This window comes from Bradyrhizobium sp. 62B (assembly GCF_030272265.2).
Classification (GTDB): domain Bacteria; phylum Pseudomonadota; class Alphaproteobacteria; order Rhizobiales; family Xanthobacteraceae; genus Bradyrhizobium.
Window position 1 is genome coordinate 4,367,567 of the sequence record NZ_CP092841.2, and the last position, 26,937, is coordinate 4,394,503.

Sequence of the window (26,937 nt, forward strand, 5' to 3'; positions counted from 1 at the left end):
TCACCGCGCTAGACGCGCCGGTTGACCACGAACACCGCAGCGGCGCACATCGCCATGCCGGCGATCGCCAGCGCATCGAGCTTCTCGCCGAACAGCATGTAGGCCATCAGCGCCGTCACGGCAGGCACCAGATAGAACAGGCTCGCGACCGAAGTCGCCGCGGCGTGGCGGATCAGCCAATAGAGCAGCCCGATCGATCCGATCGAGAGCGCCACCGCGAGCCAGGCGAGCGCGAGCACGAACTCCTGCGTCCAGTGCACCACGCGGTCTTCGAACAGAAAGGCCCCGATCGCGAAGAAAATGGTGACGGCGACATATTGCACGAGATTGCCGGCGCGCCAGTCGATCTGGTTGCAGTAGCGGCGCTGATAGAGCGTGCCGAGCGTGATGCTGATCAGCGAAACCACCGAGGCGAGCCAGCCCAGCCCGGCCTCCCCCGTCATGGGACGGTTGTGCAGGATCATCACCACGCCGCCGAGGCCGAGGACGAGCCCGGCCCATTGCATCGGCGTCACCCGCTCGCCGAGCCAGCGATTGGCAATCGTCGAGGTCAGGATCGGCTGGAGGCCGGGGATCAGCGCGGAGAGCCCGGCGGGAATCGAATGCGCGATCGCGATCGCGGTGCCGCCGAGATAAAAGCCATGGACCAGGATGCCGGCGACCGCGCTGTGCGCAATGCCGGCGCGATCGGGCCATTTCGGCCGCGCGAGGCCGGCGATGATCGCCATCAAGCCGACCACGATCGCCATGCGGATGGCGAGATAGGTCAAGGGATCGGCGTTGTTGACGACGTATTTGGTGCCGATGAAGCCCGTGCTCCAGAGCAGGACGAACAGGATCGGCGCGGCGCGGGCGGTCAGGGCTTCTTGATTATGGTTCATTGCCGCCCTCATTGCCCCAGCGGGGGCCATGCGGCAATGCGAATTTGGTCCTGATGATGCTGCGCTGCGACGGACGGTGGCGGCTCAGCCTAGCGGCTCACCACTCTTCCGGACAGGGGTCGATGATCTTCCAGAGCTCGACGCCGTTCTTGATCTTTTTCATGTCGGTGGTGAGCCCGCCATTGCGACGGATCCAGTCCTTCACCGTGTCGGGGTAGTAGGACATCAGGTCGGACGTCCCCTCGGAGCTGGTGACCTTGATGCCGAAGGTGAAGGCCTTGTCGTAATAGGCCTGATGGAAACCAAGGCTTGCGCGCGGTGTCACGCAGATCTTGTTCATCGGCACGATGCCGAGCACCAGCGTGCAGGCCGAATTGCAGATGCCGTCGATGATGACGCGCTCGCCCTTCTCGCGGACGCGCTTGTACTTGGCCTTGTATTCCTCGACATAGCCGCCATGGTCGCGGGTGATATGCAGCTCGGCCCGCGCCGGCGTGGCGGCGGCGAGGCAGAGCAACAGCAGGCTCAGAAGCGTGATGCGCATGGCGAGGTGACGGCGAAAGCCTTCAGGAATGTACCGGCCTCGAAGGAGCCCCGAGGGCCGGCGACAGGATTCTTAACCGAATAGTCTTTGGTCATACTTGTGTGGGGAATTCGTTAAGCATCCCGAAAAGGCCAAAAATGGGCAGGCTTGGCGGCCATACCCGGCAATTCTGTCACACCGGCCCGGGAATCTGCGGGATCAGCCCCGATTTCCGGTGGTCGGACGGGTGCCCTGGCGGTTCGAAATGGCTATAGATGACGGACCTATTCGTGCGGGTCGGGAGAAACGAGATGAGCAAGTTGACGCTAGTCGCCGCAATTGCTGCCCTGTCGGCCGCCATTCTAGCCCCTGGCCTGGCCGAGGCGCGGGGCCATCACCGGCACTACCGCGCCTACGCCAACCCGCTGCCCTACCCGATCAGCTATATCCACAATTACGGGCCCGGCATCACCCCCGGCACATTCGCCTTTTACGACGGGCCCTCGACCAACCATTGCTACCAGAGCGCGGCCGCCTATGTCGGCCAGGACCGCCGCCGGCACCCCTGCTACTGAGGGACGCCGGCGCCGGCCAATGTCGGGACGCCCCTATTTGGCGGCCCCCGACAGCAGCAATTGCTTCTCGATCTCGTAGACCGGCAGCTTGACGAGATCCTTGCCGACCTCATCCTGGATCGCCTTGCGCACGACGTCCGAATAATCGGCGCGGATCATGCCGAGCGCGCGCGGTGAGGCCACCATGGTCAGCGCCGTGGTCTCGCCGGAACTGACGGCGGCATCGAGCCGGCCCGCCAGGTTTCGCAGGAAGGTGCGCTCGGCCTCGTCGTGCCAATCGGTCTGCTCGGCGGAGCTGCGGACGCCGCCGGCCGCGGCATGCAGGCGCCCCGGCGCATCGGTCCCCTGCGCACTGGTCGAGGGATTGGGCTGCTCGTGCACCTCCTTGGTGTGAAGGTTAGGAAACATCTCGTCGCCGAGGTTTTCCAGAATCAGCGCCTTGCGCCCGTCGCACACCACCAGCCAATCGCCCTTGTCTATTCTCATTTTATCCATTGCAACTCTCCTTGAAACTTACGGACGCCGCGTCCGGCATCAGAGATGCTCTTCGAATTCCTCGAAGGACTTGCCGAACTGCACCATCGCCTCCTCCAGATAATCGGCGAGCATTGGCGTGCCGATCAGGTAGGAAGCGGTGCGCTGGTTGTGGGCCTGCGCCGCCTGGGTATGCAATTCGCGCCAATTGGAGAGATCACCGTCGCCGCGACCAAGCCAGGTCAGCGCCACGAGGTCGATCTGCTCGTCGACATTGAGATCGCGGATGAAGCCCGCGAGCTCCGCACGGTCGGTGGTGTCGCCGCGCCCGCCGCGGCCATAGCTCATGTCGTCGTCGCCGAACTCCAGGATGACGCCACCTCCGGCCGCCTCGACGTCGGACCGGCGCGATTTCGAGATGACGAAGAAGACTTTCTCCGGCGAGATCGACAGATTTGGAATGACTCGCATCGAGTTCACCTTGCCCGGCAGCACGCACCATGCTGCTGCCACGCAACAACACTATGAGCCGAGGCAGAGTTGCGAATTGCGCAGGATCAAGGTCTACGGCCTGGTGATGCGGCCTACGCCGGCTCGCCGGGCGAATTCGCTGAAGATCTGTTCATCAGCATTACATTTCCGCTCCGCCACAATTTGATCAGAACAACTTCGATATCCTGTCTTGCGTAAGCGGAGGAAGACATCATGACTCTCAAGATCGGCCTCGTCGCCGCAGCCCTCTCTGGTGCCGTGTTGGGTACCCTGGCGGCGTCGCCGGCGGCGTCCGCCATGCCCATCGCGCCCGCGCCTGCGACGTCGCAGGTCTCCGGCGTCGAGCAGGTCCGCATGGTCTGCGATGCCTGGGGACGCTGCTGGTGGCGCCCAAACTATTATGGGTATTACGGTCCGCGGCCGTATTACGGCCCGCGGTATTATGCGCCGCGCTATTACGGTCCACGTTATTACGGCTATCGCGGCTATCGCCGCTGGTAACATCTGAAGGGGCCCTCGGGGCCCCTTCGCTTTTGCGAGATCACGTCTCGCACGGTCGTCGCCCGGTCTGGAGCGATTCCAAAACTGATCTAGATCAAAGCTGAAAACCGCCCGCACCGTCATTCTACGGGAATGGTCGAGCTGATCGTTTTTCGATGCCCGCAGACGGGCATGAACGTGCAGACGCATCTGGAGAAGCAGCAGAGCCAGGAGGGACGGAGCCTTTCGTCCTTTGCCTGTCCCGCCTGCACCCGGCTGCATTTCATCGACCTCGCGTCCGGAAAGCCGATGAGCCGAGAACGTTGACGGTGACATTGATCAGACAGGCATCATGGCATGATGTCCGCAATACTACGGCCTGGAATTCGATTTACTGGAACGCGATGTTTCGCCATTGATGGCGATGCATCGACGTTCATTTGATTGTCACATTTCAGCAGCCGGCCAGATCATGTTGTTCGACGCCCTCGTTCCATCCTCAGCGCTTCAGCTGATCGGCTTTGCCAATGTCGATGCGTTTCGGCCGGTCGAGACGATGGAGGATGCCAGAAGCATCCCGCTCGACGTCTCGAACTTCGCGGCAGCCCGCGCCGTCGTCTCTCTGCCCGCGTGCCGCATCATCATGATGAGATCGTTCGCGCGCATCCTGGACACCGCCTATCGGGTGCCGGGCGGGATGGTGATCCTGTCCATGACCGACGACCTGCAGGTCAACCTCAAGGGCCTGGACCTCGATGCGCGCTTCTTCGTTACGCTCTGCGGCAACGACGAATGCCATTTCGTCGAGCCGCAAACCAATCATTATGCAATGATCATCTTCTCGCCCGAGCTGAAGGACCGGGGCTGGTTCGATCACGCCGACGATTTGCGGGCCCATGGTGCCAACCGGCCTGCCCTGCTCCACACGCGGCAACTCCTGCTCGACATCCTGCGAACCGCCTCAGTGCAGCCTCTCCTGTTTGGGACCACCGAGGTGGCGGCCCATCTCCAGGAAGGCCTGCTGCTCGCGCTCGACGATTTGTTTCAGAACAATTCGACGCCGGATCGCGCTGCCTCGCTCCAGGGCGAGCGTTCGATCAAGCTTGTGCAGCGGATCGACGATTACGTAGCGGCCCATCCGACCGCGCCGATCTATACCGCCGATCTCGCCGGCGAGTTCGGCGTCTCGATCCGGACGCTCGGCGGCGCGGTGAGCAAGGTGCGGGGCATGAGCCTGCATCAGTACATCCGCCTCAAGAGGCTGTGGGCGACCCGCGCCCGCCTCCTCAGGGGTGGCGGCGCCACCGTCGCCACCTGCGCGCGCGCCCAAGGCTTCCATCATCTCGGTGAATTTGCCGCGGCCTACCGCGCGACGTTCCACGAGACCCCCTCCGACACGCTCGCCCGCGGGCGGCAAGGCAATCTCCGTCAGGCTGACTGACGCGGCCCTCCCGGCCCAGCGCCGGTTCGGAACAGATCTGGAACGCGGGGAAAGACTGGCGCGCTCGGAAGGATTCGAACCTCCGACCCTCGGAATCGAAATCCGATGCTCTATCCAGCTGAGCTACGAGCGCCCTGGCCTCGTTTGACCAGAACCGAGAAACACCGCAGGACGGCTGGCAAGCAAGCGCGCCGACGGGCGTTCGGATGGGGTGGAATTAGCAGAGAGGCTCACCAATAAAAAGCCCTCCCCGCCTTGTTTCCAGGCGGGGCGCGGCCGTTCCTACCAGGTGTTGCCGAAGAAGCCGAACTGCGGGCGCTGCGCCACCATCATCGGCCGGTCCTGCTGTTGCGGCACCGAATGCGCCCTGGCGGTCTTGCGCTTCGGCGGCTGGGCTTGCGCCTGAACCTGCGGCTTGGCGTCCTTCTTCCCCGCGGCAGCGTCGGCCTTCGGTTCCGGTGTGAACTGGGCGAAGGTCTCGCGCACCCGCGCCTTGGCCGACATCTCGGCGAGCGCAGCCGCCGAGGCGGTATCGGCGGGCTGAGGCGCGACGACGGCCGCGGTCTTCATCGCAGGCGGGACAATCGTAGGCTGGGTGGTGTCGAGCACGACACGCTCGGGCAGATGGCGGTCGGAGCGGATCCGGATCAACGGCTGATCATTGCTGACCGTGGCGACGGCCTGGGCGACCGGCTGCGATGGCAGAGCGAAGTTCGCTGCGAACAGCAGTGCGAGCAAAGCTCCACCGACAAAGACGAAATATCGAAAGATGGGCATTGGCCGAGCTCCGCCCCCCGCATCCCCGCGTGGGCTCTCCGCCCTCAACAGGCGATCTCTTAATTGGTTCCTGGCCCAGCCGTTCGGTTCAAATGGCGACGCGAGGTTTTTTGGCCAAGGGGTCGCGGAGTGCCGCGGAGGGTAACTTTTCCGCTACCGGAACATGCCGCCTCTACGCGCGGCTCGCCGCAACCAGAGAACATTTCGCCTGATCGGCATTTACGTTGACGAAGCCGACGGGAATCCGCGCAAAGGTCTTGCGGCTCTTCATGCTGACCTGATCTGCCAGCACGCGATTGCGATCGGTGAGATGGCTGCCATCCCGCCGCGCAAAGGCGCAGACGATCTCGACATCCTTTACGGCATAGTCATTGTCGTTTCGCAGCGTGAACGTCACCAGGGCTTTTGAGCCAAGACCGCCGCGGCGCCAGGTTTGGGACGAGATCCTGAGACGACCAAGATCTGCCAGAGCCGGGACCTGAGCTTCGGACGCCGGGGACGCGGACGCTGCAGGATCGCTCGAAGGCGCTGCCTCGACGGCGGCCACCTCGGACGTCACCTGCTCAGCGCTGTTGCCTTTGGACAGAGGCAGCAGCATCCAGACGCCGCAGCCGACGATGATGGCAGCCAGCAGCCACAAAAGGCTGCGGCCAAATGAGACGCTGGCGATCGTGACGGCCCGCGCCAGCCGCTCGCCGGTCCCGGCAAAGCGCCTCAATCCGATCCGATCGAGTCTGGCGTTCATGGTTACACACCGATCGCGGCCGAACCTCGTCGAACGACGGAATAGGCCACTGCTTACTTAAATCGGGAAGACGACATAAGGTTCCCGCACAGTTGCGAATCGGCGAGGACGGTGGCGATCACCGATCACGGCCGCTAACATGCGCTGCAACATCGCGAACGACCATCGGGAGACATCGAAATGCCAGTCGTCACTTGGGATCACGTCCATCTGCGCAGCCCCGATCCGGAGGCGACCGCAGCCTGGTTGCGGGACATCCTCGGTGGCGAGATCGTGCGCGCGCCAGGACGCATCGACGTGAACCTTGGCGGTGCCAGGATCTTCATCGCGCCGCTCGAGGGCGACGGCGCGGTCAACCCGCCGCCTCCGCACCCGCATCAGGGCCTCGACCATTTCGGGTTGACGGTGAAGGACATCGATGCCGTCGCGGCCGAGATCAAGGCCAAGGGCGTCACCTTCACGCGCGAGCCGACCACGATCCGGCCCGGCGTGCGCATCTGCTTCATCCGCGGCCCCGAAGGCATCTCGATCGAGCTGCTCGAGCGCGACCAGAAATATACCTGACGCCGCGCGCCGGACCCGACGAGTTGCCGGCGGCGTGGCTAGGTCATGCTGCCGGGCATGAAGCAGCGGATGGAGACGCCCATATAGCCGTAGATCGGCCAGACCATGGTGCGCCCCACCCGGTTCGGCTCGGAGATCACGGCCTCCGTGGGAACGTCGACCCAGACGAGCTCCTGCGGCTGCCCTTCGAGGCCGGAGGCATAGCGCGGGAGGCGGACACGATAGTGTCCGTCCTTGCTGTCCCAGTCGGTATCGGAGAGCGCCGAACCGTCGGCATCGGAGCAGCACGGCCCCTTTCCGCTGCGCAGGCCGTCGAACCAGGATTTCAGATCCGCATTGGTGTTGGCGAACTGGCCGCGATCGCGCGCATGGCCGATGGGGGCGGCGAGCGCAATCAAGGCCAAAACGCAAGCCAGCCTTGCTGTCGTGCTTCGCCAGCGTGTTGCGCTGCCGGAGCGCCGTCGTTCGCTTTTGCAATTGGTGGGACGCGCACTGTACAGACGCGGCTCATCGCCGCCGGAATCGATCCAGTTGCTCATCGTCTTGCTCCAGCACCCCGCGGCCAGTGCAACAAATGTTATGCATTTCGCGGGCCAAACCTGATTCGCAACGACCGGCCTCGCCCCATCATCAGGCCGTCATGAGGGCGTCACCCACAAGCCGGGACAAATACGGCTCGCGGCGGCGGCCGGCCGGCAAACTGCCGCGTTGCGCCAGGCGACACGCTTTGGCATAAAAGCCGGACCGGTTGCGCCATTGGGCGATTGGCGGCCGACTGCGGGACGTTATGAAGAACGGCCTCTATTCGATTCACGTGACCCTGCTCGATGGTCGAGTCGGCAAGGGCAGCGGCGTGATTCTTTTTCGCGACGGCAAGATTCTTGGCGGCGATGCCTACCTCTATTACACCGGCAGCTACGTGGTGAAGGACGACACCACCTTCAAAGGCGAGGTCTTGGTGCAACGGCACACCTCGCCGCGGGGCGACGACAATCCGCTGTTCGGCGGCCCCGCTCCGGTCGGCATCGGTGTCAGCGGGACCTACACTGATACCCGTGCGGAGATGACGGGCACGGCACTGGTCGGCAAGGCCAGCCTGATTTTCGGCGCAACGCTGCACAAGCTCGCCGAGGCCGATTAGAGCATCATCCGGAAAACTGTGCTGCGGTTTTGCCTCGCGACGAACGCGGAACGCGTTTGAGCGGAGATCATGCTTGGACAACAGAAGCTATTCCGCAGCCTGCTCGAGCGGCGCCACGCGCGGCAGGATGATCTGGATGCGCGTGCCACTGCCCGGTTCGGAATCGAGATCGAGCCGCCCGCCGAGCCGGTTGGTGACGATGCTGTAGACGATGTGCAGGCCGAGGCCTGTGCCGCCCTGGTCGCGCCGCGTCGTGAAGAACGGATCGAAGGCTCGGCGGCGGACGTCGAGCGACATGCCGCAGCCGTTGTCGGAGAAGATGATCTCGACATTGTCCTTGCCGGACTCCCGCACCTGGATGTCGATCGTGCCCGGCCGGCCGTCCGGGAAGGCGTGCGCCACCGAGTTGAGAAACAGATTGGTCAGCACCTGGCCGTACGGGCCAGGATAGCTGTTCATGGTCAGATCAGGCTGGCACTCGACATTGAGCGTGAGGTTGTGCTTGCGCAGGCCCGGCCGCAGGCTCATCACCACCTGCTCGGTGAGGTCGCCGAGATCGAACATGCGCTGGTCCGAATAGTTGCGGTCGGCCGCGACCTGCTTGAACGACTGGATCAGCTCGGCCGCGCGGTTGAGGTTGGAGACGAGCTGCGCGGACGCATCGCGGCTGGTGCTGAGGAAATCGTTGAGCGTGGAGCGGCGGAGCTCGCCGCGCTCGACCTCAGCGGTGAAGATCGCGGTCTTGCGCTCCAGCGCGGATGCGACCGTGAGGCTGATGCCGACGGGATTGTTGACCTCGTGCGCGACGCCAGCAACGAGGCGCCCGAGCGCGGCGAGCTTCTCGGCCTCGATCAGCGAGGCCTGCGTCTCGCGCAGATTGCGCAGCGCCGTCTCGGCGGCTTCCTTGGCCTTGCGCATCTCCTGCTCGCCGCGCTTGCGCTCGCCGATGTCGAGCGCGACGGTGACGATCCGTTCGATCTCGCCCTCGGCATCGAGCAGCGGCAGCTTGTTGACCAGCCATTGCCGCATGTTGCCGGAGGCGTCCTTGTACTCCTCCTCGTAGAAACCGAGCCCCTTGCGGATGCTGAGCACGCGCTTGTCGTTCTCGTCGGTCTTGGCCGCGCCATAGCGCGACATCAGGTCCGCCGTGGTGCGGCCGAGCGCGTCGCCGGGCTCGATGCCGAAGATGCCCGCCATGTAGCGGTTCATCAGCACGTAGCGCAGGTCGCGGTCCTTGACGTTGATCACCGCCGGCACGGTGTCGATGACCTGCTGGAGCAGGCGCCGGCCTTCGGCAATGGCGTCTTCCGCCCGCTTCTGGTCGGTGATGTCGCGCAGCGTGCCCTCGTAGCGGACGATGTGGCCCGCTTCGTCCCGCACGCCGGTGGCGCTGTCGGAGAGCCACAGGATGTCGCCGCTGCGCTGGCGCACCTGATACTCGAACTCCCGTACCATGCCGTCGCGCGCCATCAGCCGCTGGTATTCGACGCGCGCGTCGGGATGGACGTAGATAGTGTGGGCGATGTCGCTGATGCTGGCGATGAGTTGCTGCGGGCTGTCGTAGCCCATCATCCGCGCGAGCGCGGGATTGGCGTTGAGCAGATCGCCGGCCGGCGTCGTCACGTAGATGCCGTCGATCGAGCCCTCGAACAGTTTGCGGTAGCTCTCTTCGGCGAGGCGCTGCTCGGTCAGCGCGCGCACCGCCGCCTCGCGTGCCGTGTCGGCCTCCTCCAGCGCGCGGCGGAACACTTCGGCGGCACGTGCGATGTCGCCGATCTCGTTGTCGAGGTCGGCGGACGGAATGGAGGTGTCCTTGCGGCCGGCAGCGAGCGCGCGGATCGAGCGTGCGATCTGGGCGAGCGGACGGACCGTCCTGCGCACAACGAACAGGGCAGCCCCGATGCCGATCAGGACGCCGATGGTGCCGAGCACGATGCTCTGCCAGCGCGCCTCCGTCAGCGTCCGGGCAAAGTCGCGCGACAGCACGTGGCCGCGCCGGTCGCTGACTTCGCGCAGCAATTCGGTGACGCGGCCGATCAGCCGGCCCTCGGTTCCCAGCACCTCGCGGTCGATGTCGGCAATCTGCCGCTCGCGCACGGCCACCGCCATGATGGCCTCGGCATAATCGTTCACCGCCGAGCTCAGCCTGGCATCGGCGATGTTCAGTGCCCGCATGCTCTGGGCGGCCTGCTCCGCCGCGGACGGGTTGCGGGCAAGCAACCCGAGCGCGATGCGGCTCTGCGCCTCCGACAGGCGCGAGGCGAGCTCACGGTCGGCCGTGCCGGAGACGGCGACATCGAACCGGTCGCGCAGCGGCGGCAGGCCGGCGAGCAGCTGGGCGCGGCGGTCGATCAGGGTCGAGATCCGCTCGAGGCCGGTCCGGTAGGTCGCGAGGCGTTCCGTGACCCCGTCGATCATGTCCTGCTGCTCGGGCGCGAGCTCGATGCGGGTCTTCTTCAGGATGTCGCTGAGGGTCGAGGCCGCCTCACCCACCTGCTTGAACTGGATGCCGGCGCCGGGATCGGTGACGAAGTCGCGCGCGGCGAGGCGCAATTCGTTCATGCGGCGATCGATGTCCTCGGCGAGGTCGCCGACGCTCTGGAGCCGCTGCAGCTCGGCGAAGGTCGAGTCGATGTGCCGGATCGCGATCACGCTCGCGGTCGAGGTGACGATGATCACCGCCAGCACGAGCAGGAAGCTGCCGAAGGTGAGCTGGCCGATGGAGAGCGAGAAGGTACGCTTTTTCTCAGGGATCGGCGTCAATTCGGCGGACATTGGTGATGAGAGGACCGGGCTACTGGGGGTCCAATATACGACGTATTGCCGCCCGGGGGGAACATGCCTCCGGGCGCCGTTTATCCCAAATATCGCGGTCCCGGAGCCCTCTTCCCCGGCCTAGGACGGTTTGACGCTCGCCAGCCGCCGGGCCGGAATGGTCATGGCGGCGACGCCGAGGACCACGCAGGCCAGCCCCACCCAGGCGGTCCGACTCAGGTTCTCGCCGAGGAAGGCGACGCTGATGGCGACGCCGATGGGCACCCGGAGATAGGCCTGCGCGGTGGTGCCGACCGAGCCCAGGGTCTGGATCAGGCGGAAGTAGATCACGAAGGCCGCGGCGGTCGAGAACAATGCGAGCGCAAGCAACGCCAGCACGGAGCTCAGCGACGGCGACAGCGTCCAGGGCTGCTCGACCGCGAGCGAGGCCGGAAGCAGGACCGCGGCCCCGGCCAGCAGCGAGCCGGCGGCCGGCGCCATCGGATCGAGGCCCTTGAAGCTGCGGCCGAAGATCGCGGCGCAGGCGTAGCAGATGGTGGCGGCGACGATGGCGGCCTCCGCGAGGAGGCCGCTGCCGATGTCGTGAAAGGCGTCGACGCCGACGATCAGCAGGATCCCGGCCATTCCGGCGACCACGCCGAACAGTTTCCGCGGGCTCGTCGCCTCGTGGCGGGTGACGACGGCCGTGAGCAGGAAGGTGAAGATCGGTCCGGCCGAGTTGAGGATGGTGGCGAGCGCTGCGTCGACATGGCGCTCGCCCCAGGCGATCAACGTCCAGGGAATCACGCTGTTGAGCACGGCCTGGAAGGCGAAGCGCCGCCAGGTCGCGGCATCCGTCGGCATCTTGATGCCGCGCACCCACATGACGAGGAGGAGCAGCAGGCCCGCGATCGTGGTTCGCGCCGCGATCAGCGTGATCGGCGGGATGGTGGCAACGCCGAGCTTGATGAAGGTGTAGGAGCCGCCCCAGAGCGTTGCGAGCGCCAACAGGAGCGCCAGCTCGACCGCGATGTTGGTGTCCTGCCGGTTGTCCATTCGGTGCGTCCCGTCCATTCCACGATGGACGGAACCTAGCGCGCCCGCAGGCGAAAATACTTCGTTGCTTGTCGAAGTGTATTAGCCGAGCGCCCCGACCTCGAACACCTCGCCGTCATAGCCGGCCTCGCGGGGGATGCGGAGCTGGCGGCCGGTTTCGGTCTTGGTCATGACCGGCATTACCGTAACGATCGACATGCCGCGGGCATGGTCGAGTGCAGCGCTCACGTTCGGCTGCTTGGCGAGCCGGATCAGATTGCGCGTGGTCGGGAACGGCAGCTTGAAGCGGCCGCTCTCGCCGCCCTCCACCGCCTCGCGCGCTGACAGCCAGATCGAGTCGGTGGACTCCCTACCGTCATGGGCTCCGAGCTGGTCGGGCGGCGCGGCGGCGAGGAAGAACCAGGTGTCGAAACGCTTTGGCATGCCCTCCGGCGTGATCCAGTGCGCGTAAGGCACCAGCGTGTCGAGCGCCAGTTGGAGGTTGTTGTCAGCCAATATACTGAGGAAGCTGACCTTGTGCTCGTTGAGCGCGACGCGATGCGCATCGGCGATCTCGCCGGCACGCCGGGCATCGACAGGCGCGCCCGTGTCTTTCGCGCGCGCCAGCAGAATGCCGCTCTCCTCGAACGTCTCGCGGATCGCGGCGATACGAAAACCGCGGTCTGCTTCGCTGAGACCCTCACCGCCGGAATAAAGGTCGGCGCGGGCGACGATCTCCTTGTCGCCGGCATCGACGCTGCCGCCGGGAAACACCAGCGCGCCCGAGTTGAACTCGATCTGATGATGGCGGACCATCATGAAGATTTCGATGTCCTTCTCGCCGTCGCGCAGCAGGAGGATCGTCGAGGCCGGGCGTGATGCTGATGCTTCGGCCATGCGACTAGCCCGCGGCGCTGGATTGCGGGCCGAGATTGGCGCGCTTGTCGACCCGGGCAACACGCGACAAGAGGTACTCGACCTCCGCCTTCGCTGTCGCCGTGATCGTCGCGCCCGGCTTGCGCTGCGCGCTGGAGGCGATGATGCCGCGCTTCTGCAGCACGTATTTGCGGATGGTCAGGCCGACGCCGGGCTGCTGCTCATAGCGGATCAGCGGCAGATGCGCGTCGAACAGATCATGCGCGGCATCGCGCTTGCCGGCCTTGGAGAGATTCACGACGTCGATCAGAAGCTCCGGGAAGGCGTAACCGGTCATGGCGCCGTCGGCGCCGCGCTCCATCTCGAAGTCCAGGAAGGTGCCGCCATTGCCGCAGAGGATCGAAAGCGGACGGAGCGAGCCGTCCTTCTGGAAGCCGCGCAGGGTCGTGATCTTCTCCAGGCCCGGCCAGTCCTCGTGCTTGAGCATCACGCAGTTCGGATTGTCCATGACGATCTTGCGGATCACGGCCGGCGTGAACACCACCGAGAGCGTCAGCGGATAGTCCTGCAGGACCCAGGGCACATCCGGGCCGATCGCCTCGGCCGCCTGCTTGAAATAGGTGACGATCTGGTCGTCGGTGCGCAAGGACGGCGGCGGCGCGATCATGACGCCCGCCGCGCCCGCCTCCATCGAGGCCTTCGCCAGCGAGCGCATGGTGGCAAAGCCCGGCGCGGAGACGCCGACGATCACCTGCATTTTCTTCGCGCGCTTGACGAAGCGCAACGCCACCTGCTCGGCCTCGGCGGCATCGAGCTTGGGGGCCTCGCCGAGGATGCCCAGCACCGTGACGCCGTCGCAGCCGACCTCCTCGTAAAAATCGGTCAGGCGGTCGATCGAGCGCTCGTCGATGCGGCCGTCGTCGTGGAACGGCGTCGGCGCGATTGCGAAAGTGCCCTTGGCGTCGGCGGTGAGTTTCATCAGTCCATTATCCCTTGTTCGTCATTGCCGGGCGGCTCGCAGAGCGGAACCCTGGTGCGCAATTGCGCACCTGAGAATCTCGAGGTTCCGGGTTCGCTTCATCGAAGCGCCCCGGAACGACAACAACGGCTAAAACCGTCGCGCGCCCATCTTGATCTGCTCCTCGGAGAAGAAGATCTCCTTGGCATGATCGGCGATGTCCTGGGCCTTCCAGCCCGTGTGCGGCGGTTTCCAGCCTTCCATCTCCATCATCCGCATCTCGCGCACGCCGCGGGGCCCGGACACGCCCAGCACCTTGCCGGTCTGGTCGCCCGACAAGTCGCTGACCATGTATAGCACGGCCGGCGCGATGCCGTCCGGCCCCAGCGCCGCCCCCGGGTTCTCCTTATAGCGGGGCAGGTCTGCGGTCATGCGGGTCAGCGCGCCCGGAGCGAGCGTCCAGATCCGGATGTTGTATTTGCGGCCCTCGATCGCCAGCACGTTGGACAGGCCCCAGATGCCCCCCTTGGCCGCGCCGTAATTGGTCTGGCCGAAATTGCCGATCAGGCCTGAGGTCGAGGAGGTGTTGACGATCACGCCGCCGCCGTTTTCCCGCATCCAGCGAAACACCGGCATAGTGCAACAAAAGGTGCCCTTCAGGTGGACCTTGATGACCTTGTCCCAGTCGGATTCGGACGCCTTGTGAAAGGTCTGGTCGCGCAAAATGCCGGCATTGTTGACCAGGATGTCGGCACGGCCGAAATGCTTGATGGCGTCGTCGAAGACGGACTGGCCGCCCTCCATGGTGGAGATGTCGGCGCCGTTGGCGACCGCCTTGCCGCCCTCGGCCTTGATCGCGTCCACGACCTGCTGCGCCATGGAGGTGTCGGCGCCGGAGCCGTCACGGGGCCCGCCGAGGTCGTTGACCACGACCGAGGCCCCTTCCCGCGCGAACAGCTTTGCGTAGGCCTCACCGAGCCCGCCGCCCGCGCCGGTGATCAGCGCAACCTTGCCGTCGAGTAGTCCCATGGTGGCGTCTCCCTGTTTGTTTCTTTCGGGTCCCGGCTCTTCCTTCGCCTGGGCACTCTGGGCCCCGGCTCTGCAGCGCACCGCTGAAGAAGCGCTGCGCTGCGTCCGGGGCACGAGAGAGCCCTAACCCAGCACCGTCCTGCCGTTCTTGATCACCGTGACGCCCCTCGCCTTCACCTTGGCTTCGAACGAGATCGTGTTGCCGTCCTTCCAGAGGTCCATGGTCACGGTCTCGCCGGGATAGACCGGCGAGGAGAACCGAGCGACGTGCTGGCGGAAGGCGCTGGCGTCGTAGTCGGCATAGGTCTGGAGCACGCCGCGGCAGGTGATGCCGTAGGTGCACATGCCGTGCAGGATCGGGCGCGGGAAGCCGGCCTTCTTGGCGAACTCGGGATCCGAGTGCAGCGGGTTGCGGTCGCCGCAGAGGCGGTAGACCAGGGCCTGGTCGGGGCGCGTCGTGATGTCGATGGTCTTGTCAGGCTCGCGCGATGGGATCTTGTGCGGATCGGGCTGGGTCAGGTTCGGCCCGCCGAAGCCGCCATCGCCGCGGGCGAAGCGCGAGGCGACCAGCGTTGCCAGCTTCTCGCCCTTCTCGTTCTTCAGCACGGTCTGGTGCACGATCACGACGCCCTTGTCCTTGCCCTTGTCGTAGACCTCGAGCACGGAGGAATCGGCGGTGATGTTGGCGGCCACTGGCAGCGGCTGGTGGAAGGTGATGTCGCGTTCGCCGTCGACCACCATGACGCGGTTGAGGTTCATCTCGCCCGGGCCCGAGCCCCACGCCGCGACGGAGGCAAAAGTCGGCACCACCTTCAGCGGCCGCGGCGTAAACGTGCCCTCGTTGACGAAGGCGAGCTCGTTCTCGTCCATCGGGTCAGCGCCGAGCCCGATGCCGTAGGCGTAGAGCATCACCTCGCGATCGCTGTAGGCGTATTTTTGGCCGAGGTTCTTGAGGGATTTGAGCTCTTCGTATCGGGCGGACATTTTTCTGGTTTCCTCTCCGGATTCTTATGCGCCGCTGCCAGTCGAAGTGCCCTCTCCCCTTGTGGGAGAGGGCTGCGAGAGCCGTGCGGCAAACTCGTTTGGGTGAGGGGTTGCTTCCGCAGGGAAAGTCTTTCCGCGGAGCGATACCCCTCATCCGACGCCAAAGCCGAAGCTTCGCTTCGGCGTCCTTGTCAGAACGGCCGCCGGAGGCGGCCTACGCCACCTTCTCCCACAGGGGAGAAGGGAAGAAGTCAGGCCACCGTGAAGAACGGCAGCGGGGCGCCGTCCGTCGGCTTGAACACCACCTTCACCTTCTGGCCGATCTTCAGCGTCGTCAGATCGCAGTCGACGAAATTGGTCTGCACCGACGGCCCCTCCTTCAGCGTGACGTAGCCGATGGCGTAAGGACCGGTCGGCGACTTCCGCATCAGGCTGTAGGTGTAGATCGTGCCTTCACCCGACGCCTCTTCCCACACCGTCTTGTCGGAGTAGCAGAACGGACAGATCGAGCGCGGGAAGTAATGCGCCTCGCCGCACGCCGTGCAGCGCTTGATCATGAATTTGCCCTCTTTCGCCGCGTCCCAGAACGCAGCGGTCTCGGGGTTGGTCACCGGGGCCGGATACTTTTTCGTCTCGCTCATCACACGCGCTCCAGAATGGCCGTCGAGGCGGCGTGGCGAACACCCAAGAGGCCGCCGGTGCCGTGGGCGATGGCGAGATCGCAATTCGGAACCTGCACCTTGGGATGCGCCTCGCCGCGCAGCTGGCGTACAGCCTCGAGGATCTTGGTCATGCCGCCGCGGTTGACCGGATGGTTGCTGCAGAGGCCACCGCCGTCGGTGTTGAACGGCAGCTTGCCGACGCCCGAGATCAGATTGCCGTCGGCGACGAACTTGCCGCCCTCGCCTTTCTTGCAGAACCCGAGGTCCTCGAGCTGCATCAGCACGGTGATGGTGAAGCTGTCATAGATCGAGGCGTATTTGATGTCCTTCGGCGTGATGCCGGCTTCCTCGAACGCGCGCGGGCCGGACCAGATTCCGGCGGAGTACGTGAGGTCGAGATCCTTGCCGCCGCGCGGGCCCTTCATCGCTTCGCCATGGCCGATCAGGCGCACCAGCGGCTTCTTCAAGCTCTTGGCGATCTCCGGCGTCGTCACGATCAGCGCGCCGCCGCCGTCGGAGACGACGCAGCAATCCATGCGATGCAGAGGGTCGGAGATCATCGGCGAGTTCAGCACGTCCTCGACGGTCACGACGTCCTTGAGCATCGCATGCGGATTGTATTGCGCGTGATGCGAGGCCGCGACTTTGATCCAGGCGAGCTGCTCCGAGGTGGTGCCATAGTCGTGCATGTGGCGCATGGCACACATGCCGTAGGCATTGTGCGTGGTCGCCCCGTAAGCCGACTCGAAATCAGCTTCCGCGCCGGCCGCGCGCGGCGGCATCACACCGGTGCGCGGCTTGCCGGCCAGCGTGATCAGCGCGATCGAGCATTTGCCCGCCGCGATCGCCTCGGCGGCATGGCCGAGATGGATGATGTAGGAACAGCCGCCGGTTTCGGTGGAATCGACGTGCCGCAGCTTCTTGGTGTTGAGGCCGAGATAGTCGACCATGGGCCAGGCGCCGCCGGGCGCATCGCCCGCGCAGAAATAGCCGTCGACATCGTCCTTGCTGAGCCCGGCATCCTCGATCGCCCCCTTGGCGACCTCGGCGTGGAGCTGGGCGGTGGATTTGTCCGGCGCATGCCGGGTCGGGTGTTCAAAAATCCCGGCAATGTAGGCCTTGCCCTTGATGGTCAAAACAGAAGTCTCCGCTCGCGTTTCTTATTGCCCCGTTTTTCTGAACCGCGGTGGGCGGATTGGCAAGCGCGGAAATATTCCGCCCAGCGAGAGAGCAGCGGGTTGGCGCAAGTGGGACGAACAGGACCGACTTCACACCGGCTGCGGCTTCCCCATTTCTTGAAAACAACCCCATGCACAGTAGAACGGGGATTGATTCCACTTGAGAATTCGCAAGGCGGAAAAGCGACTTTGCGAGCTCATCATGGTGACGCGGTGTAGAGCGGCTTAGCCAACGGCGTAACCCGCCACGTCGATCTCGACCCTTATGGTCGTGGCGGATTACGCTTCGCCAATCCGCCCGACGAGACCGCCCTACTCCGCCGCGATCTGCCTCGGGGCCGGCGGCGGGCTCGCCAAATCCGCCGCGAGCTGCGCGTAACGCACCTTGGCATCCGCCACGGCCTTCTCCTTCACCGGACCGTAGCCGCGGATGCGGTCGGGCAGCGACAACAGCTCGACGGCGGTGTCGATCGTAACAGGCGACAACAGGCCGAGCACGGTGGCGACGTCCTTCTCGTACCCAGCGATCAGGTCGCGCTCGAGCTTGCGATCGGCGCTGCGGCCGAAGATGTCGAGTGCCGTGCCGCGCAGGAACTTGAACTTCGCCAGCACGCGGAAGACGTTCAGCATCCACGGGCCGAAGGCGCGCTTCTTCGGGCGGCCGAGCGCGTCGAGGCCGCCGCCGAGGATTGGCGGGGCAAGATTGAAGTTGAACTTGAAGTCGCCCTCAAACTGGTCGCGGAGCTGCTGCTCGAAGGCGCCGTCGGTGTAGAGGCGCGCGACCTCGTACTCGTCCTTGTAGGCCAGCAGCTTGGCATAGTTCACGGCGACCGCGCGCGGCAGCGCATCGCCGTAGCCACCCTTCACCGCGGCATCGCGAACTTGCTCGACCAGCTTGCGATAACGTTTGGCGAGGCGGCTGTTCTGATAGGCGGTCAGGTGCTTGGCGCGATGCTCGATGACTTCATCCAGCGTCATCGCGTCCAGCGTCTTGGGCGCAACGACCTCTTCGGTGCCCTTCAGCATGTCGGCAAGACGCCGGGGATCGGCGACCGCGAGGCGGCCGAGCCGGAAGGCTTCCTTGTTCATCTTGATCGAGACGCCGTTGACCTCGATCGCCTGCTCGATCGCTTCAGCCGACAGCGGGAACAGTCCCTTCTGATAGGCATAGCCCATCATCATCATGTTGGTGGCGATGGCATCGCCGAGCAGCTGCTCGGCGGGCTTGGTGAAGTCGAAGAAGACGGAGTCCTTGTGCAGCGCCGTCTCCAAGAGCCCGTTCAGCTTGCGGGTCTGGAAGTTGAAGTCGCGGTTGAGGACGAAATCGGCGGTGGGAATGACGTGGCTGTTGATGACGCCGCGGGTGCGGCTGGAGTCACAGAGCGAGATCGTGTCCTTGGCGACGGCAACGACTTCGTCGGCGGCGAGCACCAGGTCGGCCGTGCCGGTGACGATGCGCGAGCACGTCACCTCCGCCGGATGATCGGACAGGCGGACATGGCTGAGCACCGCGCCACCTTTCTGCGCAAGACCCGACATGTCGAGGATCATCGAGGCCTTGCCCTCGATATGCGCGGCCATGCCGAGCAGCGCGCCGATGGTGAGCACGCCGGTGCCGCCGACACCGCCGACCGCGATGTTATAGGGCTTGTCGAGCGTCGGCCGCGACGCCGGCTCGGGCAATTCGCCGATATCGGCGAGCTCCGCCGGCGCGCGATGGCGCGGCTTGCCGCCGTCCACGGTGACGAAGGACGGGCAGAAACCCTTGAGGCAGGAATAATCCTTGTTGCAGGACGACTGGTTGATGGCGCGCTTGCGGCCGAACTCGGTCTCCAGCGGCTCGACGGAGATGCAGTTCGATTGCACCGAGCAGTCGCCACAGCCTTCGCAGACGGCCGGGTTGATCATGACGCGGCGCGCCGGATCCTCCATCAGGCCGCGCTTGCGGCGGCGGCGCTTTTCGGCCGCGCAGGTCTGCACGAACACGATCGCCGATGTGCCCTTGAACTCGCGGCACATCTTCATGACGTTCTGCAGCTCGTCGCGGTGATACAGCTTCACGCCCGGGGCGATGGTGTCGGCCGGATAGGCGTCGGGCGCCTCCGAGACCAGATAGATCTCGCGAATGCCTTCGGCATGGAGCTGGAAGGTGATCTGCTGCGGCGAGAGATCGCCGTCATGGCGCTGGCCGCCGGTCATGGCCACGGCGTCGTTGTAGAGGATCTTGTAGGTGATGTTGGTCTTGGAGGCGACTGCCTGCCGGATCGCCAGCAGCCCGGAATGGAAATAGGTGCCGTCGCCGAGGTTCGCAAAAATGTGGTTCTCGTTGGTGAACGGCGCGATGCCGACCCAAGGCACGCCCTCGCCGCCCATATGCGTGAAGGTCTCGGTGGAGCGGTCCATCCACAGCGCCATGAAGTGGCAGCCGATGCCGGCGAGCGCGCGGCTGCCTTCAGGGACCTTCGTCGAAGTGTTGTGGGGACAGCCGGAGCAGAAGTAAGGCGTGCGGGAGACGGGCGCGACCGCCTGCATCTGCGAGGCCTGACGGCCATTGAACCAGTCGGCCTTGACGCGGAGCATCTCCGCGATCTCAGGGTTGAGATCGAGCTTGAGAAGTCGCTCGGTGAGCGAGGTCGCGAGCGAGGCGACGCTGAGCTCGGCGGCGAAGGTCAGGAAGCGCTTGTCGTGCTCGTCCATCTTGCCGACGATGCGCGGACGGACGTCGTCGCGCCAGTTGAACAGCACCTGCTTGACCTGGTTCTCGACGATCTCGCGGCGCTCCTCGACGATGAAGATCTCCTCCAGGCCGACCGCGAATTCATGCACGCCTTCCGGCTCCAGCGGCCAGGGCATGCCGATCTTGTAGAGGCGAAGGCCGATCTTGGCCGCCACCTGCTCGGTGATGCCGAGTTCGCGCAACGCCTGGCGCACGTCCTCATAGCTCTTGCCGGAGGCCATGATGCCGAAGCGAGCATTCGGCGAATCCATGGTGACGCGGTTGACCTTGTTGGCGCGCGCAAAGGCGATCGCGGCAAAGCCCTTGTAGTCCTGCAGGCGGCGGTCCTGCTCGAAGCGGTCGTCGGGCCAGCGCAGGTTGAGGCCACCGGGTGGCAGCTCGAAATCGGCGGGGATGATGAACGGCTTCATCTCGTCGGTGAGGTCGATCTCGGCGGTGGTCTCCACCGTCTCCGTGATCACCTTCATGCCGACCCAGCAGCCCGAGTAGCGCGACATCGCGATGCCGAGCAGGCCCATCTCGATCATCTCGTGGATGCTCGAGGGATAAAGATACGGCATCAGCGCGGACATGAAGGCATGGTCGGACTGATGCGGGACGGTCGAGGATTTGGCGCCGTGGTCGTCACCGGCAAGGCACAGCACGCCGCCGTTCTTGGCCGAGCCTGCCGCATTGCCGTGGCGGAACACGTCGCCGCAGCGGTCGACGCCAGGGCCCTTGCCGTACCAGACGCCGACCACGCCGTCATATTTGGCGCCGGGCGAGAGGTTGAGCTGCTGCGAGCCCCAGACGGCTGTCGCCGCGAGGTCCTCGTTCACGCCGGGCTGGAACTTGATGTTGTACTGCTCGAGATGTTTTCGCGCGGCGAACAGCTGCTGGTCGTAGCCGCCCAGCGGCGAGCCGCGATAGCCGGAGATGAAACCCGCGGTGTTGAGGCCGCTGGCGCGGTCGCGCCGGATCTGGGCCATGGGCAGGCGGACCAGGGCCTGGATGCCCGTGGTGAAGACATGTCCGGTTTCCTGGGTGTATTTTTGATCGAGACTGATCGGACCCTGGTTGATGCCCATGCTGTCCTCTTTTGCCGCCCTGTTCAGGTCTTTGTCACTTCGCGTCGCTTAAGCCGTTGCCGTCCCGTTGTTTTTAGCTAGGGCGCGCCGACCAGTTTCGCCACTCTATGTCGGATAATTCACGATCCGCATCACAAATCTGGAGCAAAGGGAGGCCCGGGTAAAAATCGCAATTTCGTGGCCTGAAACACGCATGCCATTTTCAATTTGTGTCACCATACCCCCGCCATCGCGAAATGAATTGATGGCGCGCTTGCGTCGGTGCGGTCGATTGGTCGCAGGAGAAGCTTGGGATGCGGACGATTCTGACGGGCTTGGCTGTTGCGGGCCTGGCGTTGTGCAGTGCGGTTGCAGGCATGGCCCTCGCCGCCGAGCCGTCGCCGGAGCTGATCGCCTACGGCAAGACGCTGGTCGAGGCCGGCGACTGCGCGGGCTGTCACACCGCCGATCCCGCAAGACCGTTCGCGGGCGGCAAGCGCATCGACACCCCCTTCGGCGCGATCTATGCGCCGAACCTGACCCCGGACCGCGACACCGGGATCGGCGCCTGGACGGACGCCGACTTCGTGCGCGCCGTGCGCACCGGCATCGCGCCCGACGGCTCGAACTATTACCCGGCCTTTCCCTATCCCTTCTTCACGAAGATGACGAAGGACGACACGCTGGCGATCCGCGCCTATCTCGGCACGCTCGCGCCTGTCGTGAGCCGCAACAAGCCGCCGGAGCTGCGCTGGCCATTCGGCTATCGCGGCCTGATGCGGATCTGGAACGCGATGTATTTCAAGCCCGGCCTGTTCGAGCCGGACCAAGGCAAGAGCGCGGCCTGGAACAGGGGCGGCTACCTCGTCACCGGGCTCGGCCATTGCGGCGCCTGCCACACCCCCAAGAGTTATTTTGGCGCGGACAAGAGCGCGCAAGCCTTGTCGGGCAGCGAGGTCGGCGGATGGTACGCACCCCGGCTCGATGGCGCGGCCCGCACGGGATTGCAGTCGTGGAGGGCGCAGGACATCGCCGAATATCTGCAGAGCGGGCGCAATGCCAAAAGCCATGCCGGCGGACCGATGGCGGAAGTCATCGTCAACTCGACCTCCAAGATGAGCGAGGCCGATGTGCGCGCGATCGCGGTTTACTTGAAGAGCCTGCCGCCGGCGCGACGCGAGACCATCGTCACGCCGCCGGATGAGGCCGAGATGAAGGCGGGCCAGGTGGTCTATGCCAAGCTCTGCATCGCCTGCCACGAAGCGGACGGCTCGGGCGCCCCGCGCATCTATCCGCCGCTGCCGGGCAATGCGCTGCTGCAATCCAACAATCCCTCCTCGACCTTGCGTATCATCCTCGACGGCGCCCACACCCTGACCACGCCGCGCGCGCCCAACACCGGTGAGATGCCGGGCTATGCCAAGCAATTGTCCGATGCGGAGATCGCGGCCGTGACGAACTACATCCGCAATTCCTGGGGCAATGCCGGGCTGCTGGTCACGCCGGCGCAGGTCGCGAAGGCGAGGATGCGAGAGGCGGATGGCGAGTAGGTGATTGGCGAATGGCCAGTTCTATTCGCAATTCGCCATTCGTGAGCGACAGCGCTCACCTCTCCTCATCTCCCGTGAACACGAATTTCGGCATCTCCCATTGGTAGCGCACCGCAAGCAGACGGAAGCTGATGCCGAGCACGAAGGTCAGGATGGTCGAGAGCTCGGCGTTGAGCTTGAGGCCGAACGCGGTCGCATAGAACAGGCCGGTCACCACCGAGACGCTGGCGTAGAGCTCGGATCGGAACAAGAGCGGCACGTCGTTGCAGAGCACGTCGCGGAGCACGCCGCCGGCGCAGCCGGTCACCATGCCCGAGACGATGACGATCGGCAGCGAGGCATCCATCTGCCAGGCGACGTCACAGCCCGCCATGGTGAAGACGACGAGGCCGATGGCGTCGAGCACGATGAAGGCGACCTTCAGCCGGTGCACGAGACGCGCGAACAGGATGGTGAGGAAGGCCGCGGCGCCGGCGAGCGCGAGATAGGTCGGGTTTTGCACCCAGACCAGCGGATAATGTCCGAGGAAGAGATCGCGCAGCGTTCCGCCGCCAAGCGCGGTGATGCAACCGAGGAAGCAGACCCCGAGCCAGTCCATGCTGCGCCGCCCCGCGGCAAGCGCGGCCGTCATGCCTTGGGCGGCGATCGCGACCAGGGACAGGAAATGCAGCACGCTATCTGTCGGCGGCAGACTCCACATCGGCGTTTCCCCCGGCTTGTTCCCTCGTCGCGACCCTGGAACTCACGCTCGGTTCCCGGAAATGACAGGTTCCCGATTCCCGGTGGCGGAGCAACATGCGACGAAAGCATAAGGAGGGGCGGAACGGAATCTCGCATCCACGGGTTGTCGAGGCGTCTTAACCGAGGAGACCCAATCGATGGCTGACGACCGTTTTCCCAACGATCCGTACCGCCCGAACCTCGCCGACGATGAGTATCTTCGCGCGGCGCGCCGGGATGCCGACCTACAGGCCGATCCCGAGCTTGGCGAAGGCCCCGCCTCCAGCGGCAAGGTTGCGTTATTCGCAGTTGCGATCGCACTGGTGCTGGGTGCCGTGTTCTACGGCCTGAACAATACCAGCACCGGAAATCAGGCGAGCACCACGCCGGCAACGCAAACCGCCCAGCAGGCGCCCGCGACCAATCCCGCGGCACCTCCCGGCATGCGCGACGTGACGCCGCGCACCAACACCTCGCCGGGCGTGACCACCGGTGCGGCGCCGAGCAAGCCGGCCCCGGATGCGCAGACGCCGTCTGACGGCGCGAAGTAGGAGATCACGACGAAATGCGAAGGCGGCGGGACGCAAAGTCCCGCCGCCTGTTCGTTGTGCCGCTAGCTGAACATCTTGTTGAGCTCGCCGCCGGGATAGCCGCTGCCGAGCTCGGTGAACGTGCCCTTCTCCGCCATCTCTTTGGCCGCGCGCATGAAGCCGCCCCAGGCGGCGCGGGCGAGCGAGCCGCCGACGCTGATCCGGCGCACGCCGAGATCCTCGGCCTCCTTCAGTGACAGGCCGGACGCGCCGATCAACAGGTTGAACGGCTTTGGCGCGACAGCCTTCACCACGGCGCTGATGTCCTCGCGGGTCTTCAGGCCTGGTGCATAAAGGCAGTCGGCCCCGGCGTCGGCATAAGCGGTGAGCCGGTCGATCACCAGCTTGAGATCGGTCACGCCCCACAAATAGGCTTCGCAGCGGCCGACCAGCAACGTGCCGCTGTCGCCGATCGCCTTGCGCGAGGCCTTGATGCGGTCGACCGCGAGTGCGCGCTCGTAGATCGGCTTGTCCTTGTCGCCGGTGGAATCCTCGATCGAGAGGCCGGCAACGCCGGTGCGCACGCAGCGCTCGACATTGTCAGCGACCCTGTCCGGCTCGACCGCGAAGCCGCCCTCGAAATCGGCGTTCACGGGAATATCGACCGCCGAGCTCAATGCTGCCAGATGCTGACAGATGTCCTCGACGCTGACGTGGTTGTCGGCCTTGCCGATGGTCCAGGCAAAGCCCGCGCTGGACGAGGCGATCGCCTTGAAACCGAGATGCTGCAACGCCTTGGCGCTGCCGACGTCGACCGGATTGGGCAGGATGAAGCACCCGCTCTCGTGCATCTTCTTGAAGGTCGCGCGCTTGTCCGCCGTCGTGACGTGCATTGTTGTTCTCCGTTGTTGGCCGCGCACAGATAGGCGCGGATGAAAGCCTGCGCTAGTGCGCGTCGTGCACGGCGCGACTGTCCTTGGGCGCTTCGTCCCGATCGGTCATGCTGTAGTCCCTGACGACGCTCGCAATGCGCAGATGATAGTCGGCAAAGATCTGCGCCCTGCCCTTGGCCTGGGTGCGGCGATGCTCCATCGTGTTGCGCCAGGCCGCAACCGCCGCCTCGTCCCGCCAGAACGACACCGACAGGATCTTGCCCTTGTCGGTCAGGCTCTCGAAACGCTCGACCGAGATGAAGCCGTCGATGGTTTGCAGGATCGGCTTCAGATCGGCGGCGAGGTCGAAATAATCCTGGCGATGTTCGGGCTTGGGCCAGACCTCGAAGATCACGGCGATCATGGGCGTCTCCTTTTGTTTGAGCATGATCCGGAAAACCGCGCTGCAATTTGCGCGAACGCGGCCCTTCGGGTCCGGATCATGCTGGCGTGGCCTACAATACCACCTGACGCAGGAAGGTGCGCTCTTCGGCGAGGATGAATTTGTGCTCCTCGGCGAAATGGAAATTGGCCATGCCCTCAGTGTCCTGTCGCAACCGGGCGCGATAGGCCTCATAGGCGGCCAGACTCTCGAAGGTGATCAGCCCAAAGGCGATGTTGTTGGTGCCCTCGTGCGGCATGAAATAGCCGATCAGGTCGCCACCGCATTTCGGGATGATGGTGAGCCAGCGCTTCGAGTACTCCTCGAATTGCGCGCGCTTGAAGGGATCGAGCTGGTAGCGGATGAAGACGGTGACGGACATGGTGGGCTCCTTGTTTCCACGCCGTCATTGCGAGCGCAGCGAAGCGATCCAGGAACCTCACCGCGGAGACAGCCTGGATTGCTTCGTCGCCAGTGCAAATTGCTTCGCAATTTGTCACGTGCTCCTCGCAATGACGAACTGGTGACACGCTACGGCCTTGCCCGACCACAATGCTTCGGCTACCATCGAAGCATGAAATCAGGACCCGACATCGCCATGGTCGCCTCGCTGGTCGGCGACCCCGCTCGCGCCAACATGCTCACGGCGCTGATGAATGGCCGCGCGCTGACGGCGAGCGAGCTGGCGCAGGAGGCCGGCATCACGCCGCAGACCGCGAGCTCGCATCTGGCCAAGCTCGAGGCCGGCGGGCTGGTCGAGCCGGAGAAGCAGGGCCGCCACCGCTATTATCGCCTCACCGACGACGACGTCGCGGGCGTGCTCGAAGGTCTCGCAGGGCTCGCCGCGCGCACCGGCCATATGCGGGTGCGCACCGGGCCGAAAGACCCGGCACTGCGGCGCGCGCGGATCTGCTACGACCATCTCGCCGGCGATCTCGGCGTGCAGATGCTCGATTCCTTGCGCGAGCGGAATCTGGTCAGGCAGAAGAAGCAGGACATCGAGCTGACCGCCGAGGGCGAGCGTTTTCTCGCCAGGCATCTGCAGATCTCGCCCGACATGCTCACCCATCCACGGCGCCCGGTGTGCAAGGCGTGCCTCGACTGGAGCGAGCGGCGGCATCACCTCGCCGGCACGCTGGGGGCTGCCATGATGCAGCGCTTCGCAGAGTTGAAATGGGCGGCGCGCGACGCCACGCCGGGCAGCCGCGTCGTGAACTTCACCCGCACCGGCGAGAAGCAGTTTGCCGCGCTGTTCGGCAACGTAAAGGACTGACCGGCGCGCGCTCCCATTGCATCCTGGAGTGCTCCGGCGGCACGGCAGCTTGGAGGCTCCCGGCCGCCGGCGCCATTTCTGTCGCCTCAGGCCCTGTGCGAGGGAACGTTCATGCCGCATTCAGGTCATGATTGGCAGGTTTGGATCGCGCTGTGCCGATATGTTGCAAGATTTGACATGTCGAATCGCGTCTTTTGA

Annotated in this window: 29 protein-coding genes and 1 tRNA gene; 9 read left to right on the forward strand and 21 right to left on the reverse strand. The window is 64.9% G+C overall.

Going from position 1 to position 26,937, the window contains the following annotated elements; translation table 11 throughout:
- Positions 1-8: 8 nt before the first annotated feature.
- Positions 9-881 (reverse strand): DMT family transporter, encoded by an 873-nt coding sequence (locus ML401_RS20635; protein ID WP_212068493.1) that lies wholly within the window; start codon positions 879-881, stop codon positions 9-11.
- A 97-nt stretch (positions 882-978) separates the two neighbouring features.
- Positions 979-1,425, reverse strand: coding sequence for a hypothetical protein (locus ML401_RS20640; RefSeq protein ID WP_011088070.1), 447 nt, complete (start codon positions 1,423-1,425; stop codon positions 979-981).
- Positions 1,426-1,715: 290 nt separating this feature from the next.
- Between ML401_RS20640 and ML401_RS20645 the strand changes: the two genes are divergently transcribed.
- Positions 1,716-1,979, forward strand: coding sequence for a hypothetical protein (locus ML401_RS20645; RefSeq protein WP_194402737.1), 264 nt, complete (start codon positions 1,716-1,718; stop codon positions 1,977-1,979).
- Positions 1,980-2,012: 33 nt separating this feature from the next.
- Here ML401_RS20645 and ML401_RS20650 read toward each other — a convergent pair whose 3' ends face one another.
- Positions 2,013-2,474: a host attachment protein gene (locus tag ML401_RS20650; RefSeq protein ID WP_285806724.1), complete on the reverse strand. Its 462-nt coding sequence runs from the start codon at positions 2,472-2,474 to the stop codon at positions 2,013-2,015.
- Between the two features lie 39 nt (positions 2,475-2,513).
- On the reverse strand, positions 2,514-2,924 hold the full coding sequence (locus ML401_RS20655) for a DUF3775 domain-containing protein (protein ID WP_285806725.1): 411 nt from the start codon (positions 2,922-2,924) through the stop codon (positions 2,514-2,516).
- 234 nt (positions 2,925-3,158) lie between these two features.
- On the opposite strand from ML401_RS20655, the gene ML401_RS20660 reads away from it, so the two are divergent.
- From ML401_RS20660 to ML401_RS20670, 3 genes are all read left to right on the forward strand, one after another.
- On the forward strand, positions 3,159-3,446 hold the full coding sequence (locus ML401_RS20660) for a hypothetical protein (RefSeq protein ID WP_194402740.1): 288 nt from the start codon (positions 3,159-3,161) through the stop codon (positions 3,444-3,446).
- A gap of 171 nt (positions 3,447-3,617) precedes the next feature.
- The gene (locus tag ML401_RS20665; RefSeq protein WP_285812812.1) at positions 3,618-3,752 is read left to right on the forward strand and encodes a hypothetical protein; all 135 of its coding nucleotides are present in this window, start codon (positions 3,618-3,620) and stop codon (positions 3,750-3,752) included.
- A gap of 145 nt (positions 3,753-3,897) precedes the next feature.
- Positions 3,898-4,866: an AraC family transcriptional regulator gene (locus tag ML401_RS20670; protein ID WP_285806726.1), complete on the forward strand. Its 969-nt coding sequence runs from the start codon at positions 3,898-3,900 to the stop codon at positions 4,864-4,866.
- A 56-nt stretch (positions 4,867-4,922) separates the two neighbouring features.
- Here ML401_RS20670 and ML401_RS20675 read toward each other — a convergent pair.
- The 3 genes from ML401_RS20675 to ML401_RS20685 all read right to left on the reverse strand — a co-directional run bounded on the left by ML401_RS20675 (position 4,923) and on the right by ML401_RS20685 (position 6,388).
- Positions 4,923-4,999 (reverse strand) — tRNA-Arg (locus tag ML401_RS20675).
- A gap of 149 nt (positions 5,000-5,148) precedes the next feature.
- On the reverse strand, positions 5,149-5,643 hold the full coding sequence (locus ML401_RS20680) for a hypothetical protein (RefSeq protein WP_285806727.1): 495 nt from the start codon (positions 5,641-5,643) through the stop codon (positions 5,149-5,151).
- Positions 5,644-5,815: 172 nt separating this feature from the next.
- Entirely contained in the window at positions 5,816-6,388 is a 573-nt protein-coding gene (locus ML401_RS20685) for a hypothetical protein (protein ID WP_285806728.1), read from the reverse strand.
- 180 nt (positions 6,389-6,568) lie between these two features.
- Between ML401_RS20685 and ML401_RS20690 the strand changes: the two genes are divergently transcribed.
- The gene (locus ML401_RS20690) at positions 6,569-6,952 is read left to right on the forward strand and encodes a VOC family protein (RefSeq protein WP_194402744.1); all 384 of its coding nucleotides are present in this window, start codon (positions 6,569-6,571) and stop codon (positions 6,950-6,952) included.
- A 38-nt stretch (positions 6,953-6,990) separates the two neighbouring features.
- Here the strand turns inward: ML401_RS20690 and ML401_RS20695 are convergent, their stop codons facing one another.
- Positions 6,991-7,491: a hypothetical protein gene (locus ML401_RS20695; protein ID WP_285806729.1), complete on the reverse strand. Its 501-nt coding sequence runs from the start codon at positions 7,489-7,491 to the stop codon at positions 6,991-6,993.
- A gap of 248 nt (positions 7,492-7,739) precedes the next feature.
- Between ML401_RS20695 and ML401_RS20700 the strand changes: the two genes are divergently transcribed.
- Complete coding sequence (locus ML401_RS20700; RefSeq protein WP_174719379.1) at positions 7,740-8,093, forward strand: GrlR family regulatory protein; 354 nt, start codon at positions 7,740-7,742, stop codon at positions 8,091-8,093.
- A gap of 87 nt (positions 8,094-8,180) precedes the next feature.
- Here ML401_RS20700 and ML401_RS20705 read toward each other — a convergent pair whose 3' ends face one another.
- The 9 genes from ML401_RS20705 to ML401_RS20745 form a co-directional block, all read right to left on the reverse strand.
- The gene (locus ML401_RS20705) at positions 8,181-10,868 is read right to left on the reverse strand and encodes a PAS domain S-box protein (protein WP_285806730.1); all 2,688 of its coding nucleotides are present in this window, start codon (positions 10,866-10,868) and stop codon (positions 8,181-8,183) included.
- A 120-nt stretch (positions 10,869-10,988) separates the two neighbouring features.
- On the reverse strand, positions 10,989-11,903 hold the full coding sequence (locus ML401_RS20710; protein WP_285806731.1) for a DMT family transporter: 915 nt from the start codon (positions 11,901-11,903) through the stop codon (positions 10,989-10,991).
- An 81-nt stretch (positions 11,904-11,984) separates the two neighbouring features.
- On the reverse strand, positions 11,985-12,779 hold the full coding sequence (locus ML401_RS20715) for an NUDIX domain-containing protein (RefSeq protein WP_211419214.1): 795 nt from the start codon (positions 12,777-12,779) through the stop codon (positions 11,985-11,987).
- A 4-nt stretch (positions 12,780-12,783) separates the two neighbouring features.
- Entirely contained in the window at positions 12,784-13,737 is a 954-nt protein-coding gene (locus ML401_RS20720) for a dihydrodipicolinate synthase family protein (protein ID WP_285806732.1), read from the reverse strand.
- A 129-nt stretch (positions 13,738-13,866) separates the two neighbouring features.
- Complete coding sequence (locus tag ML401_RS20725) at positions 13,867-14,745, reverse strand: SDR family oxidoreductase (RefSeq protein ID WP_194402750.1); 879 nt, start codon at positions 14,743-14,745, stop codon at positions 13,867-13,869.
- Positions 14,746-14,868: 123 nt separating this feature from the next.
- Positions 14,869-15,729 carry a MaoC family dehydratase gene (locus ML401_RS20730; RefSeq protein WP_285806733.1) on the reverse strand — a complete coding sequence of 287 codons (861 nt, stop codon included), beginning with the start codon at positions 15,727-15,729 and terminating at the stop codon, positions 14,869-14,871.
- A gap of 251 nt (positions 15,730-15,980) precedes the next feature.
- Entirely contained in the window at positions 15,981-16,370 is a 390-nt protein-coding gene (locus tag ML401_RS20735) for a Zn-ribbon domain-containing OB-fold protein (RefSeq protein WP_063195061.1), read from the reverse strand.
- Complete coding sequence (locus ML401_RS20740) at positions 16,370-17,527, reverse strand: thiolase domain-containing protein (protein ID WP_285806734.1); 1,158 nt, start codon at positions 17,525-17,527, stop codon at positions 16,370-16,372. Before ML401_RS20740 ends, ML401_RS20735 begins: the two co-directional genes overlap by 1 nt.
- A gap of 354 nt (positions 17,528-17,881) precedes the next feature.
- Positions 17,882-21,373, reverse strand: coding sequence for an indolepyruvate ferredoxin oxidoreductase family protein (locus ML401_RS20745; RefSeq protein WP_285806735.1), 3,492 nt, complete (start codon positions 21,371-21,373; stop codon positions 17,882-17,884).
- Positions 21,374-21,666: 293 nt separating this feature from the next.
- Between ML401_RS20745 and ML401_RS20750 the strand changes: the two genes are divergently transcribed.
- Positions 21,667-22,902 (forward strand): cytochrome c, encoded by a 1,236-nt coding sequence (locus ML401_RS20750; protein ID WP_285806736.1) that lies wholly within the window; start codon positions 21,667-21,669, stop codon positions 22,900-22,902.
- A 55-nt stretch (positions 22,903-22,957) separates the two neighbouring features.
- Here ML401_RS20750 and ML401_RS20755 read toward each other — a convergent pair whose 3' ends face one another.
- On the reverse strand, positions 22,958-23,602 hold the full coding sequence (locus ML401_RS20755; protein WP_285806737.1) for a trimeric intracellular cation channel family protein: 645 nt from the start codon (positions 23,600-23,602) through the stop codon (positions 22,958-22,960).
- Positions 23,603-23,780: 178 nt separating this feature from the next.
- Between ML401_RS20755 and ML401_RS20760 the strand changes: the two genes are divergently transcribed.
- Complete coding sequence (locus ML401_RS20760; protein WP_211419207.1) at positions 23,781-24,173, forward strand: hypothetical protein; 393 nt, start codon at positions 23,781-23,783, stop codon at positions 24,171-24,173.
- 62 nt (positions 24,174-24,235) lie between these two features.
- On the opposite strand, the gene ML401_RS20765 is transcribed toward ML401_RS20760, so the two are convergent.
- The 3 genes from ML401_RS20765 to ML401_RS20775 form a co-directional block, all read right to left on the reverse strand.
- A complete protein-coding gene (locus ML401_RS20765; RefSeq protein WP_194402757.1) occupies positions 24,236-25,045 on the reverse strand; it encodes an oxaloacetate decarboxylase in 810 nt (269 codons plus the stop codon).
- Between the two features lie 52 nt (positions 25,046-25,097).
- Entirely contained in the window at positions 25,098-25,448 is a 351-nt protein-coding gene (locus ML401_RS20770; RefSeq protein WP_211419206.1) for an antibiotic biosynthesis monooxygenase, read from the reverse strand.
- 91 nt (positions 25,449-25,539) lie between these two features.
- Positions 25,540-25,848, reverse strand: a complete 309-nt coding sequence (locus tag ML401_RS20775; protein ID WP_194402759.1) for an NIPSNAP family protein — start codon at positions 25,846-25,848, stop codon at positions 25,540-25,542.
- 192 nt (positions 25,849-26,040) lie between these two features.
- Here ML401_RS20775 and ML401_RS20780 point away from each other — a divergent pair, with 192 nt between their 5' ends.
- The gene (locus tag ML401_RS20780) at positions 26,041-26,739 is read left to right on the forward strand and encodes a winged helix-turn-helix domain-containing protein (protein WP_212068479.1); all 699 of its coding nucleotides are present in this window, start codon (positions 26,041-26,043) and stop codon (positions 26,737-26,739) included.
- The last annotated feature ends 198 nt before the right edge of the window (positions 26,740-26,937 follow it).